Genomic DNA, 13,791 nt, shown 5'->3' with positions numbered 1-13,791 from the left:
ATAGACATGGTTGGACCATCTTATCGAATATTAGATACAAAAGAATGGCTAGAAAATAGTTCGGTTTAAGTGGATCAGTTTTTAATTAATAAATGGCTCAATTTTTACTTGCGAAATACAGTTGAAATGACATTAAATACAAAAGGAAAATTAAACGAGGTATTAAACTTGAACGTTTATCAAATCATTCAAAATATCCCATAAACAATCTTACTTATAAAAAGAAAAGAGTAAGGTTGTTTTTGTTTGCACTAATATTAATAAAAAAGAGCAGCTTTCACTGCCCTCTAATAACCGATTGTTCTATTCACTTAATAATTCTTGTAGACGTTCATATTCATCGTTGCCGATAGCACCGTAATATTGATATAACAAATCAGAATCTACTTTAATTTTATCTCTATAATTTAAATATAGTTCCTCTGTAAGATGACGGATAATTATTGGAACGGGTTGATTATGATTAAAGTGATGAATATGTTTCTCGATAAATGCTTCCGATAGTTCACACCATAAATTGTTTCCTAGTGCTTCAAAATCAATATAAGATAAATGAGCATTTAAAAAGTCTTCAGACAAATACCCGTTATATTGACAAACAATACGCCAATCTAAATGCTCCCGGTAACGATGTAACCAATGAGGTTCAAAAACCGCACACATTAAATCCATTTGTTTTTTTGAATAGGCATTAAAAATCTTATCCATTTCCTTATTTGACCGTTTTTTATAGCCCATATCATCATAAATTTGACAAGCTAATGAAGGGATACCTTTGACCATATGCTCGCTACCAGGCCACTTATATTGTCCACGATCATATTCAAAAAAGTGGAAATCAAATTTTTCCTCGTCTTCGTCTATTAATTCGTCTTCATCTAGAAGATGGATTGTACTATATTCGCTAAAATATGTTTCATCTTCAATAAATAATTCGATTTCACCTTCAAAATGTTCGTTGATTTTTATTTTTTGCCGTCTAAGTTGTTCAACTATGTAGTTTTTAAAAGACGCTGATAGTCTAGATAAAACTGGATAATTGTATTGAAGGGTTGATACATCCACTTGATCTAGATGTTCAATTAAATATTGTTCATTTAATTGGTCACAAGCATAGCAAATATATGAAAAATCAACGTAATCTAGATATTCTTCAAATTCGGTTGGATGCAATTTGACTAGATTATATCTCCAAAAACAATAATCATGAATAAATTGTTTGGACATCTCCGGATTATTATCTAGAATGTGAGTCATATCAATTTCATCGATAATTGGACCAACATATGAAGGAATGGATTTAATATCAAAGTTTTTTGGGAAATCTAGTTTTGCCAAAGATAATTTCGGATTGAATTTTTTTCTTCGACTTGGATGTGTTTTTAAACTATATGTTCCGATTGAACCGCGCTCGTCTAATAAAATATAAGCCAATTCCTGTTTTTGATCCCTCGTTAATTTGATGTTTTTCGGAAACTTAACAGAGGCGTAATAAGTTATATTGGCCAAATCATAGAAAAATTTATAATCACCTTCAGGAGTAAATTCCGAACGGGACAAATTCTTTTTCCAATATAGAAGGGCTCCGTTAATCGGTGGATAGTTGGAAAAATGTATATTTGCTATAGAAAAAATATTATGCGAAAGAGATTCATCATAAACAGTTTTAATAAAATCTATACTTTTAATTTTTAACATGCTGTACCTCCGTTAAAACTATTATATACTTCCTAGACGAAAACAGCAGTAAAAAGTGTCTGGAGTAGATGGATTAAATATCGACTAGAATAAATAAAAATTTATTCATTTTTCGTAATCTGTTGGGAGCAAAATATGACCACTTTACTATCATATTTCTTTATCTTGAAATCTAGAACTAAATTATAGAAAAATTGTGAGGGAAAATGGAACATCAATCCTTCTATTCACTGATGAAATTGTAGAAACTTTTCGTATAAGGGAATGTAACGAAGGAGAATGTTATCTATTAATTCGATATCAACTTTGAGGTCGCTATTTAATTGATTTAAATTTCATTCGATCACCTTCAAAATGGATTTAGATATTTACGAAAAATCTATAAATATTTCCTCAAGGATTGTGGGGGGCGAATGGGGAAAAGCGGATAACAAAATATTTCTATAAAAAATTTATACAGGATAGTATTGGTGGACGTAATAAATGGGAAGTAGGGAACAATAAAAAATTGAATGAGAACAAATTTATACAAAATATTCAAACAATCATTTGACTATTTGAATGTTATTGAATATATTAGTTTTAACAATCAAATATTCATTTGAATAAATGGGGTGTCTAGAGTGAATAAAGAAAAAGATGTATGTGAAATTACGTGTATAAATGAGGAGAAAGTCGTTTCAATTCAAAATAAATTATCGAAGGAAAATCCCTTCGAAGTGGCAAAAATTTTTAAAGCTTTATCTGATGAGACAAGAATTAAAATTGCCTATACACTTTTAGGTGGAGAGTTATGTGTCTGTGATGTGGCAAACATTGTAGGAGCAACTACAGCTACTGCATCCCATCATTTAAGGTTGTTGAAAAATTTAGGAATAGCAAAATACCGAAAAGAAGGTAAATTGGTTTATTATTCATTAGATGATGATCATGTCAAACAACTAATTGAAGTTGCTTTCGCCCATCAAAGGGAGGGAGTTCGAAATGAATGATGTTACAAAAGAAATAGAAGAAAAAAAGGTATACCGTGTAGAAGGTTTTTCCTGTGCAAATTGTGCAGGAAAGTTTGAAAGAAATGTAAAAGAACTTCCAGGTGTACATGATGCAAAAGTGAATTTTGGCGCATCAAAAATTAGTGTTGTAGGGGAAGTTTCCATCGAAGAACTAACGAAAGCCGGTTCATTTGAGAATCTTCAAGTGTTTCCTGATAAAATTAGTTCCCGAAGCGGGGAAGAAAAGGAAATTTCTAAAGTAAAAAATGAAGCATTTTATCAAAAATACAATACTTTACTTTATGCAACTCTCTTCATTGTTTTTGGATACCTCTCGATGTTCGTGAATGGGGAAGGAAACATCCTCACTTCATTATTATTTTTAACATCCATTGTCATTGGCGGTTATTCCCTTTTTATTGTAGGTTTACAAAACTTACGTCGTTTTGATTTTGATATGAAAACATTAATGACAATTGCAGTAATTGGTGCAGCGATTATTGGAGAATGGGCGGAAGCTTCGGTCGTAGTCATCTTATTTGCAATAAGTGAAGCGCTTGAACGATTTTCCATGGATAAAGCCAGACAATCCATTCGCTCACTAATGGATATTGCTCCAAAAGAAGCTCTTATTAAAAGGAATCATCAAGAAATGTTGGTACCTGTAGAGGATATTTTAATTGGTGACATGATGATTGTGAAACCAGGTCAGAAAATCCCAATGGATGGCATTATCGTAAAAGGTAATTCAACCGTAAATCAAGCAGCCATTACAGGTGAGTCCGTTCCTGTGTATAAAAAGGAAGACGATGAAGTATTTGCAGGTACCTTAAATGAAGAAGGGTTACTTGAAGTTCGAATAACAAAATTAGTCGAGGATACGACGATTTCGAAAATCATTGAACTTGTTGAAGAAGCCCAAGCAGAACGGGCCCCATCCCAAGCATTCATAGATACATTTGCGAGATATTATACGCCAATCATTATAGTGATTGCGGTTATTGTGGCCGCTATTCCTCCTTTACTTTTTGGTGGAAGTTGGTCGACGTGGGTTTATCAAGGGTTATCAGTTTTAGTCGTTGGTTGTCCTTGTGCTTTGGTCATTTCAACTCCTATATCTATTGTTTCTGCCATAGGAAATGCAGCAAAAAAAGGCGTTTTAATTAAAGGTGGCATTTATTTAGAAGAAATGGGCTCTATTAAAGCAATTTCTTTTGATAAAACAGGTACGTTAACAAAAGGGGTTCCAGTTGTAACGGATTTTCATGTATTGAACGAAAATATGGAGGAAAAGAACTTATTAGCCCTCTTAGCAGCATTAGAATCACGTTCTGGTCATCCGCTTGCTTCAGCAATCATGAATAAAGCAAAAGAAGCATCTATCGTTTATCAAAATATTGTGGTTGAAGATTTTGCTTCTTTAACTGGCAAAGGGATTAAAGGAACTGTACAAGGCAAAACAGTTTATGTCGGCAGCACGAAACTATTTAAAGAACTTTTAACGATTGACGAAAGTTTAGAACGGTTATTCATAGACCTTCAAAACGAAGGGAAAACCATCATGATCATCGGTACAGAAAAGGAACTTCTAGGTGTCATTGCTGTTGCGGATGAAGTGCGTGAATCGAGTAAGGATGTAATTCAACAATTACATCAACTTGGAATTGATGAAACAATAATGCTTACAGGAGATAATCAAAGTACTGCGAATGCGATTGGACGTTACGTTGGGGTATCAACTGTTAATGCAGAATTGATGCCGGAAGATAAACTAAATTCGATAAGACAATTAAAATCTCAATTTGGAAAGGTCGCTATGGTAGGGGATGGTGTCAATGATGCACCTGCATTGGCTGCTTCGACTGTTGGAATCGCAATGGGAGGAGCTGGAACGGATACGGCTTTAGAAACTGCAGATATAGCTTTAATGGCCGATGATTTAAGAAAACTACCATTTACAGTAAAGTTAAGTCGCAAGTCGTTAAATATTATTAAAATGAACATTATTTTTGCGATAGGAATTAAAGTTTTAGCATTGCTACTAGTCGTTCCAGGATGGTTAACGTTATGGATTGCTATTTTATCCGATATGGGTGCTACTTTACTCGTCTCATTAAATAGTCTACGTCTTATGGGAATGAAGGAATAAATAGATTTTAAGAGCATGGTTTTGATTCAATATAATTAGTTGGATCAAATTACATGCTCTTTCCTATATGTGATAAAAAAACATTCAATTTAAAGGGATTTGGAAAAATGTGTATAATAATATGAAGGAGATGAAAAGTTGAAAATAAAGGAAGAAGAAAAATGATGAAATTTTACGGTGTTTTAGTTTTAACGATTATTATAGCTATAGGATGTTTCGTATTTTGGACTAATTCTCAAAACAAATTACAAGGAACTTCCGAAAATGAAATATGGGAAGCCGAATATAAAAATGAAAAAATTGGAGGTAGCTCTATCGGATGGAAAGTATCCGTCCAACAACTAAATAAAGAAGAGTTGACAGTTAAAAAATTGCTATTTTTAGAAGATGATAAAAAAATATTCGAACAATTAAAGTTCCAAAATGGCATAGATATTGATGGTACAAAATACTCTTTACATCCTTTTTCTTATCCAAATTTATATTTTGGAGATGCTCCAAAGGATAATGTGGATTACACCATTGAAATCGTATGGGTTGATCAAAGTGGGAATGAACATACAGATAAAATTGAACTTAAATAAAAGGGAAATCTTTAGATGGAATGCTTAAGTCTTACAATTGAATATTCTTTATTTAAATAAAGATAGGAACTTCCATCTAACTGAAAGTTCCTATTTTTGTCTTCTACAACTTAAACAATATCACTATTTAAAATGAACCTTGAAAGGCTTTATACCAATGATATGGTTGTATTTCTTTTAATGATTTATATTCCAATTTACCATTTGGATTAGTCACAGCCGCTTTTACATTTTCTCCCCAGTAAAAAAGTCTTTCTTGACATACACCACAGGGAGATAAAACGGTAAATTCGGAATTTTCATCTTCCCTTACTACACAAATCGTATGAGTGACTTTTGTATTTAGTTTATGTGCTTCAAGAATGGCACCCGTTTCAATACATAATTCAGTCGAAGCATTGATAACGTCTGGTGCTACACTGGTTAAGATTTGACCATTTTCCGTATACATGGCTGCGGCTCCACCCCAGCCTGATGGATATCTCTTTTCTATCAAATCGATTGCTTGGTAAAGTTTTTGTTCGATGCTAATTTTTTCTATAATAATACATTAACAGAATTTAGTTCCTTCTGCTAAATTGGCTATTCCTGTTTAACAAATTATTAATAAGTACTTTAACAGTACTAAATAAAGTTTCTTTTAATTACTAAAAAGATACTAATTTTCTTTATTGGTTAACTTTAATTAATGGGATAAATTGATTGCATATTTCCTTCGGTTGATGTACGTTATGTGTACACATTTTCACATAACGTACATTTTTTACTTGTGGAGGCAATCGTATGATATCGAACATGAATAAGGAAGATTTTAAAGAAAGTAAAGATTATATCCAATCAATTGACCGGATGTTTCAAGTGTTAAATACGTTTAGTGCAGAAAATCCTTCATTAACAACAAGTGAAATTGCCCAAATGACCGGTTTAAGTCGACCAACAGTACGCAGAATTTTACTTACATTGGAATATTTAGGGTATGTAAAATCAGATCATGCAAATTTTTCACTAACTATGAAAATTATCGAGTTAAGTTCGGTTTATCTTTCTTCTCAAACATCCGTCTGGCAGATGGCTCAACCTGTTATGGAATCTTTTGTTAGAGAAACCGGTGAATCAAGTTCTATTTCGATTTTAGATGATGATAATATTTTATATGTGGCAAGAGTTTCGGAAAAAAGAATAATGTCGATTAATTTAGAAGTCGGATCTCGTTTGCCGGCGGTTTCAACTTCCATGGGCCAAGTATTGCTTGCCTATTTACCCGATGATGAGTTAAAGGAACGTTTAAATAAGTTTCAGTTTAAAAAATTTACTGAAAATACGATTGTTGATAAAGAAGAATTGTACGAGATATTAATGGACATTCGAAAAAAGGGCTGGGGAGGAGTTGACCAGCAGTTGGAGGAAGGTGTTCGTTCCATAGCTGTACCTATTCGTAAATTAAATGGTCAAGTGATTGCGGCCATTAACTGTTCTGTTCATGCAGGTCGTGTTTCCAAACAACAGTTGTTAGAAGAATTTTTACCGAAGCTTAAAGAAATGGCACGGTTAATTGAGAAAATTGTAAGTATTCGTTAAAGTATCTTAACCGTAACAATTTCCAACTCCAACTTAAAAATCTGCACGATTCTTCCCGGGGAGTCATGCAGATTTTTTAATAACATTAATCAAACTGAAATAGGTCTCGGGAAAGTAAAACTTTTCATAAGAGAGAACCGTAGAAATAGTAGATATTCCAAAAAGTGTTAATTTGTTAGGATAGGTGAAAAATGATTTCAATCGATAGAAAATTAAGATTACGAGATTTAGAAATTTTTCGTTTCTATAAAGAAAATAAAATGTTAGCGTATGTCATTATCGAAGATACGAGAGGACCTTTTACAGAAGAGGATAAAAGGTTAGAACCACTTTGCTTTTTAGATGAAGAAGATATACATGACATTGTTAATGTATTTAAAATCTATATCTTATCCGATGAACCGTTAGGAAGAGATGATTCGATTATGGTAAGACAGTTTTTTGGAAATTTAGTGGACAATAGTTCTATTACTAATTTTATTATCCAAGAATTTGTACAAAAAGACTTATATGAACATGTCGATGATTCTTGGGATATTAAAACTTATCAAAGAATGTTAGAAATAGTTGGATCAAAGTGTAAAATTCAACCTATCGATGAAAAAAAATTGGTACCATTTATCTCAAGAGTAATAGTTTATTAATCTTAACTAAACATTCATGCTACACTTATGGTATAGAAAAATTTGTAAAGTAGTGAAATGATTAGAGAAAATGTACACCTTTTTAGCCAAATTGTTAAAGAAGCAGTTAGTAAAAGAAGTATAAAATCGTAGTAAATCCGTAGATTTTCTGAAACTTTTAAACAAATTTTACGTAGATAAATAAAGGTGGTGTTAAAAAATGAATTTTAGTGGTTGGATTGCCATTGTTCTTGCTGTTGTAGTAGCCTTAGGTTTATTTGATAAAAAATCTAAGAAGAAATCATCATAAGTCATCTAGATAAGTAATGTTATAAAGTCCAATTATAGTACATAATCTTTTGTATGAGTTTAAGCTATATCTTACATCTTATAAAGGTTTAGAGAAATGGCTAAATGAATCAACCAACTTTATATTCTATAAATAGGCGCATTTCTAAAAATTAGAATTGCGTTTTTTTATTTGGGTCAATAAGTATAGCAAATGAGGGAGATCATAAAACTCAATATGAAGGTAACTTGTAGTATAGTTATAAAAAATCATTTTGCTATCAAGCAACTAAAAAGTTGCTTATACTTGACGCGCAACCAAAAAGTTGCGTATTATCGAATTATGAATCGTAATACAGATATAATATTCAAAGCACTCGCTGACTCAACTCGAAGGCTCATATTAGATGAATTATCAGAACGTAACGAGATGACATTGTATGAACTTACAGCGAGGCTCATTATGAAGCATAACGTTAGCATTTCCCGTCAAGGTATTGCAAAACATCTATCTATATTGGAAGATGCAGGACTAGTATTTTCAAAACGAAAGGGGAAGTATCGAGTACTTGTGTTCAATAATGAACCGCTTAAAGACTTATTAAAAGGATGGATTGAGTAAGAATAACGTTTAAATAAATATGAGATGAATGAGTCGGAATATTTGGTTCATCACAAACTGTTTAGGACGCACGAAACACACTATCTATTCGAGGAGGAAAAGATATATGAAAATCATTGTTATGAGTATATTTGTTGAAGATCAAGAAAAGGCGTTAAAATTTTATACGGAGACACTAGGATTTATAAAAAAACATGACGTTCCTACTGGAGAATATAGATGGCTTACCCTTGTTTCTCCTGAAGGACAAGAAGGTACAGAACTGTTACTCGAACCGAATCAACATCCAGCTGCTAAAGATTACCAAAAAAAGCTATTCGAAGATGGTATACCTGTAACTATGTTTGGGGTAGACGATATTCAAAATGAGTACGAACGATTACAAAATTTGGGCGTGAAATTTATAATGGAGCCTACTAAAATGGGTGATATGACAATAGCAATTTTTGATGATACGTGTGGAAATTTGATTCAAATTATTCAACAATAATAAAGTAAACTTTACCGAAAACTAAAAAAATTTTGTTACCCCGTTCTTTTTATAGGATGGGGTTTCATTATGTAATGAAAAAGTTAAAAATTAGAATAAAGTAAAGAGCTTACTAAGTTAAGAGTAACATAGTGAAAAAAGTGCTGTTTATATGGTGACATAGGGTATAGATTGATAAAATATACATAGATGAAAGTTCAATGGAGCAATAGTAGACTAATTTGTGAAGTAGGATGTGAAATATGTTACAATACGGATTTCCAATTAGTTTGAGAGATGATGTTATGGAAGTAATTCGACTGCTTCCAAAGAAGACTTACCATAATCTCTCTAATGAATTACTTGAAACTATAGAATACATTCAAGATGATTATGTGGTTAACATTCCTTATCGTCTTTATTTCAAAGATAATTCTGATCAATATATAGACAATTTAACCGAACAACAAAAAATGATTTTACATTGCATTTATTCAAGAAATTGTGATGGTTATGTTCGACAAAAGCATTTACATTCATTGCTTTTAATGGATTATGAAGAGTGGGCTATTCCTTATATTGTAAAAATATGTGATGAATATATCATTGAAATACTAGAGATGACGTATGTTATTCTGAAAGAACAAGATACAGAGAAGATAAAGAGATTTTGTATGGAAAATATAGAGGGATTTTGTAAAAGCTATAACAGAATGATTAGCTATTGGAATGAATTTTATCGTGATCGATACAATAATTTTCATCAATATATTGGTAGAAAACTTTTTAGAGAATGTTTTGGTTACTCTAGATCCTTGGAACGTAGGAAAAAGTGAGATGCTTGAACACATCAAAAACAGAACACAATTTTAAATGGAAATTTGTGTTCTGTTTTTATGTGGTGAAATCACTATAATGTAAAAAAGAAAGGACGATGCTATTTTGGAAAACGTATCGAATGTTGATCGAATAGAATCAATCAAATCTTTACAATCGACACTTCGTAAACTGGAAAATGCCTTGTCCCAGATGAGCCATAATGGCAAAAATACCACCTTAGTAAAAAAGCGACTAAAGGCTGTGAACATCGGTTTAGCAATGCTAGAAAATGTTTGGAATCTTAGAAATCATCATTTTTTCAAGGAGGATATAGAAGAAGCCCACGATGTTCTTACTAGTTTATTTCCATCCATGGAGAAAATCTATGCTAAATCAAAAGCTGGAAGTCCGCAAAGAACACTTTTAGAAAGAAGAATAAAAGCGTTGAAATTTGCTGTTCAAGCGATTGCGGGAAGTACAGGAAATAAACAATAGATCTATCTTGAACAGAATCTAGATTGATACAAGGAAAATTATCTGAAGGCGATCTTCGAATAGAAGAATCGTCTTTTAATCTTTACATCGTTTATAGATTAGGGAATTGAAAATTCAGAATACATTGTTGACGCTTAACATTTCGTACTATAAAATAAAAAACAAGTCATCTAGATGTATAGATGAAATGTCGGTAGCTTATTAAAAATGAACCACGGAGGGTCGAGATGAGTAATTATAATCCTCATATTCCAAAATACGTCCAAATTGCTGAACGATTAAGAAAAAAAGTAGATGAAATGTACAAAGAAGGAAAAGAAAGATTTTTAAGTGATGATGAACTCATCAGTATGTTTGATGTCTCCCGAATGACCATTCGTCAGGCAGTACAGTTGCTTGTCGAAGAAGGTCTTTTACAACGTATCCAAGGAAAGGGTACATTTATTGTTCGAAAAGACAAATTAAAAACAGATATTGCGAAATTGGATACTTTCTTTAGAGGGTGGTATTTGAAAAACTTTCATGTCAAGTTGCTATTTCGCGGTTCCGTACCATGTCCAGAAGGAATCGATGTGAAATTGGGGATAACACCTGGAGAAGAAGTTTATCAAGTAAAACGGTTACGTCTATCAGAGGGGATCCCAATTGTTATCGATAACCGTTATTTATTAAAAAAATATGGTGAACAAATTACAGATGAAGAGTATGTGAATTATTCATTCTCCCATTTATTTTTAAATAAGTTTAATATGTCCCTTACCGACGGTGAAATAGAAATAGAAGCTGCTCTTGCTAGTGAAGAAATCTCAAACATCCTTGGAATTTCCGTAGGCTCTCCAATTTTATATCGAAGTGTTGATTTAAAAGTAAAAGATAAATGTGTTTTAACAGGTGCCTCTTCCTATCGTGGAGATATGTACAAATACAAATCCGTCTTAAGTTTAGAATAAATGTCGATAAGAGCTGATTGTTATATAGTTTATCGTATTTTGTAAGTGCTTCCATTGGTGTTTTTAACATCTAAAAGAATAACTAACATACAAGCTCGAATCTCAAAATTGCAAAATGGAACATATCTTTTTCTAAATTTTATAATTCAATCTTAAATCCTTTAGTTCTTAGTAAAAAAAACCATAAACTACATATATGCGATATATACGAAGGAGGTAACTATGTTCTATTCTATTTTAATTATACTAGCAATTATCATTGCGATTTATTTAGGTGAAAAGCTTGATATAAATACGGGATTAGTAGCTTTAGCGTTTGCTTATATTATTGGTTGTTTTGTTTTAGGAATGTCTATAAATGATTTATTGGCAACGTTCCCAACAAAATTATTTTTAGTTATTTTTACTTTAGCGCTATTCTTTAATTTTGCAGTTGTAAATGGTACTTTAGAAAAAATTGCCCATTTATTACTTTATAAATTTCAAAAACATACTCAATGGCTGCCATTAATTTTGTATTTTGTGACGGCATTAGTTTCTGGAATGGGTGCTGGTTTCTTTACTTCTGTGGCAGTAATGGGTGCGATTGCGATGGCCTTATGTAAATCATCAGGAATGAATAAATTACATGCTTCCTTTGCAGTCTCATTAGGGTCCCTTTCTGATGCGAATTTTATGTATAGTGCCCATGGCGTACTCTTTAATTCATTGATTAGTGAAACCGCTCTTGCTGAACAGGCGAATTTACTAACAAGGGATATTTTTGTTGTTTCATTTATTTATCCAATATTTATCATGTTAATCCTTATGTTTTTTGATAGAAAAAATGGCAAAATTGCTGAACTGAATATTGAAAAGCCAGAAAGGTTTTCAAAAAAGCAAAAAGTTAATATTTCTCTTATAGTGCTACTTATGGTAATTGTACTTGGAATACCGATGCTCGCCACTTTTATGCCAGAAAACGAAACAATTCAGTTTATTAACTCACGTACGGATATTACTTTGCTGGCAGTTGTGTTCGCAATCGCAGCATACATATTAAAATTAGCTGGGGATCAACCAAAAGAGGTAATGGCAAGAATTCCTTGGAGTACGCTATGGCTAGTTTCTGGGGTAGGAATGTTAATTGATGTAGCTGTTGAAGCAGGTACAATTGATTTATTAGCTTCTATGATTAATAATATGCCGTCCTTTATTGTTCCTATTGCTGTCACAATTATTGCGGGAATTATGTCAATCTTTAGTAGTACGTTAGGTGTTGTTGCGCCGCTTATGTTCCCAATGATTGCAGGAATAATCGCCCCAACAGGTTATAGTGCATCGCTTATTGCAGTTGCTATTATTATCGGTGCTCAGTCAACAGCGTTAGCACCATTTTCTACAGGCGGTAGTTTGATTCTTGGGAATAGTGGGTTGAGTGAAGAAGAATCTAAGAAATTTTATAATGACTTACTTTATAAAGCAACGCCTTTAGGATTAGGGTTTGCCATTGTTGCAACGGTAATTTTAATGTTTATATTATAGGGGGTAGCTATGCAAAAAATATTTGACTCACATTTTCATATTATTGATCCAAAATTTCCACTTGTAGAAAATCAAGGATTTGTACCTGATTTTTATACGGTGAATGATTATTTAAATGAATTACAAGAATTGTCGATTGAAGTAACTGGAGGAGCCATTGTATCAGGCTCCTTTCAAGGATATCATCAAGATTATTTTACGGATGCCATTTCAGAATTAGGAAATCATTTTGTAGGTATTACACAACTACCATTTGATACGACCAATGAAGAGATTTTAAAATTAAATGACATCGGAATAAAGGGAATAAGATTTAACTTATATAGAGGGTTATCTGCATCACCGAAAGAAATTAAAGAGCTTTCAGAGCGAGTATATAAGATATGTAATTGGAAGACAGAACTCTATCTTAATTTACAAACGATTGATAAAGATCTAGAAGAATTAATTTTCACCTTGCCAAAAGTATCCATCGATCATTTAGGGATGCAAAAATGTTCAATGGATAAGTTGAAAAAAATTGTGAACGCAGACGTTCCGATTCGATTAACGGGTTTTGGTCGGGTAGGTTATGAACGAGATGAAATTAGAGAATTAATTACAATATTATATAGAGAAAATCCAAACTCTCTTATATTTGGTAGTGATTTACCATCAACTCGAGCGAATTATCGATTTTCATATGATGATATACAATTAATTAAAGAAACTGTCGGTAAGGAAGCGCAGGATAGAATATTTTTTCAAAATGGGGAGAATTGGTATCTTCATAAATAAAAATTATTTCAACTTACAAAACCTTAGTTTTTCCTCATAGCGGGAAAAATTAAGGTTTTATTTTTTAAGGAATATTTTTATAGGTAAGACGTTCTTAGTCTATTTTTTAGGTTCTATGTCAAATGTTGGGGTGAAGTGATATTACACGGCACCCCGATTATCCTAAATGAATCCCAATTTTCTTAGATAAATTATTTAATAAAATTTTCGCTTTAAAGTGTTC

General features: G+C 32.3%; 14 protein-coding genes. 12 read left to right on the top strand and 2 right to left on the bottom strand.

The window, feature by feature from the left end:
* Positions 1 to 303: 303 nt before the first annotated feature.
* Positions 304 to 1,698, bottom strand: coding sequence for a nucleoside-diphosphate sugar epimerase (locus EC501_RS16965; RefSeq protein ID WP_122973532.1), 1,395 nt, complete (start codon positions 1,696 to 1,698; stop codon positions 304 to 306).
* Between the two features lie 623 nt (positions 1,699 to 2,321).
* Here EC501_RS16965 and EC501_RS16960 point away from each other — a divergent pair.
* The 3 genes from EC501_RS16960 (at position 2,322) to EC501_RS16950 (ending at position 5,423) form a co-directional block, all read left to right on the top strand.
* Entirely contained in the window at positions 2,322 to 2,690 is a 369-nt protein-coding gene (locus tag EC501_RS16960; protein ID WP_122973531.1) for an ArsR/SmtB family transcription factor, read from the top strand.
* The gene (locus tag EC501_RS16955) at positions 2,683 to 4,839 is read left to right on the top strand and encodes a heavy metal translocating P-type ATPase (RefSeq protein ID WP_122973530.1); all 2,157 of its coding nucleotides are present in this window, start codon (positions 2,683 to 2,685) and stop codon (positions 4,837 to 4,839) included. Before EC501_RS16960 ends, EC501_RS16955 begins: the two co-directional genes overlap by 8 nt.
* 161 nt (positions 4,840 to 5,000) lie before the next feature.
* On the top strand, positions 5,001 to 5,423 hold the full coding sequence (locus EC501_RS16950) for a hypothetical protein (protein WP_122973529.1): 423 nt from the start codon (positions 5,001 to 5,003) through the stop codon (positions 5,421 to 5,423).
* A 127-nt stretch (positions 5,424 to 5,550) separates the two neighbouring features.
* Here the strand turns inward: EC501_RS16950 and EC501_RS16945 are convergent, their stop codons facing one another.
* Positions 5,551 to 5,955, bottom strand: coding sequence for a cytidine deaminase (locus tag EC501_RS16945; RefSeq protein WP_122973528.1), 405 nt, complete (start codon positions 5,953 to 5,955; stop codon positions 5,551 to 5,553).
* A gap of 251 nt (positions 5,956 to 6,206) precedes the next feature.
* Between EC501_RS16945 and EC501_RS16940 the strand changes: the two genes are divergently transcribed.
* The 9 genes from EC501_RS16940 to EC501_RS16900 all read left to right on the top strand — a co-directional run bounded on the left by EC501_RS16940 (position 6,207) and on the right by EC501_RS16900 (position 13,568).
* A complete protein-coding gene (locus EC501_RS16940) occupies positions 6,207 to 7,001 on the top strand; it encodes an IclR family transcriptional regulator domain-containing protein (RefSeq protein ID WP_241559390.1) in 795 nt (264 codons plus the stop codon).
* Positions 7,002 to 7,192: 191 nt separating this feature from the next.
* Positions 7,193 to 7,645 carry a terpene synthase gene (locus EC501_RS16935; RefSeq protein WP_241559389.1) on the top strand — a complete coding sequence of 151 codons (453 nt, stop codon included), beginning with the start codon at positions 7,193 to 7,195 and terminating at the stop codon, positions 7,643 to 7,645.
* 610 nt (positions 7,646 to 8,255) lie between these two features.
* Positions 8,256 to 8,534 carry an ArsR/SmtB family transcription factor gene (locus EC501_RS16930; RefSeq protein WP_122973533.1) on the top strand — a complete coding sequence of 93 codons (279 nt, stop codon included), beginning with the start codon at positions 8,256 to 8,258 and terminating at the stop codon, positions 8,532 to 8,534.
* A gap of 106 nt (positions 8,535 to 8,640) precedes the next feature.
* Complete coding sequence (locus tag EC501_RS16925) at positions 8,641 to 9,024, top strand: VOC family protein (protein WP_122973527.1); 384 nt, start codon at positions 8,641 to 8,643, stop codon at positions 9,022 to 9,024.
* Between the two features lie 242 nt (positions 9,025 to 9,266).
* Positions 9,267 to 9,839, top strand: a complete 573-nt coding sequence (locus EC501_RS16920; RefSeq protein ID WP_122973526.1) for a hypothetical protein — start codon at positions 9,267 to 9,269, stop codon at positions 9,837 to 9,839.
* Between the two features lie 106 nt (positions 9,840 to 9,945).
* Positions 9,946 to 10,317 carry a hypothetical protein gene (locus tag EC501_RS16915; RefSeq protein WP_122973525.1) on the top strand — a complete coding sequence of 124 codons (372 nt, stop codon included), beginning with the start codon at positions 9,946 to 9,948 and terminating at the stop codon, positions 10,315 to 10,317.
* Positions 10,318 to 10,544: 227 nt separating this feature from the next.
* Complete coding sequence (locus EC501_RS16910; protein WP_122973524.1) at positions 10,545 to 11,267, top strand: GntR family transcriptional regulator; 723 nt, start codon at positions 10,545 to 10,547, stop codon at positions 11,265 to 11,267.
* A 222-nt stretch (positions 11,268 to 11,489) separates the two neighbouring features.
* On the top strand, positions 11,490 to 12,791 hold the full coding sequence (locus EC501_RS16905; protein ID WP_122973523.1) for an SLC13 family permease: 1,302 nt from the start codon (positions 11,490 to 11,492) through the stop codon (positions 12,789 to 12,791).
* 9 nt (positions 12,792 to 12,800) lie between these two features.
* Positions 12,801 to 13,568, top strand: coding sequence for an amidohydrolase family protein (locus EC501_RS16900; RefSeq protein WP_122973522.1), 768 nt, complete (start codon positions 12,801 to 12,803; stop codon positions 13,566 to 13,568).
* The last annotated feature ends 223 nt before the right edge of the window (positions 13,569 to 13,791 follow it).

The sequence above is a fragment of the Lysinibacillus halotolerans genome, from assembly GCF_003711845.1.
GTDB lineage: Bacteria > Bacillota > Bacilli > Bacillales_A > Planococcaceae > Ureibacillus > Ureibacillus halotolerans.
This window is presented reverse-complemented; position numbering and strand designations above follow the sequence as displayed.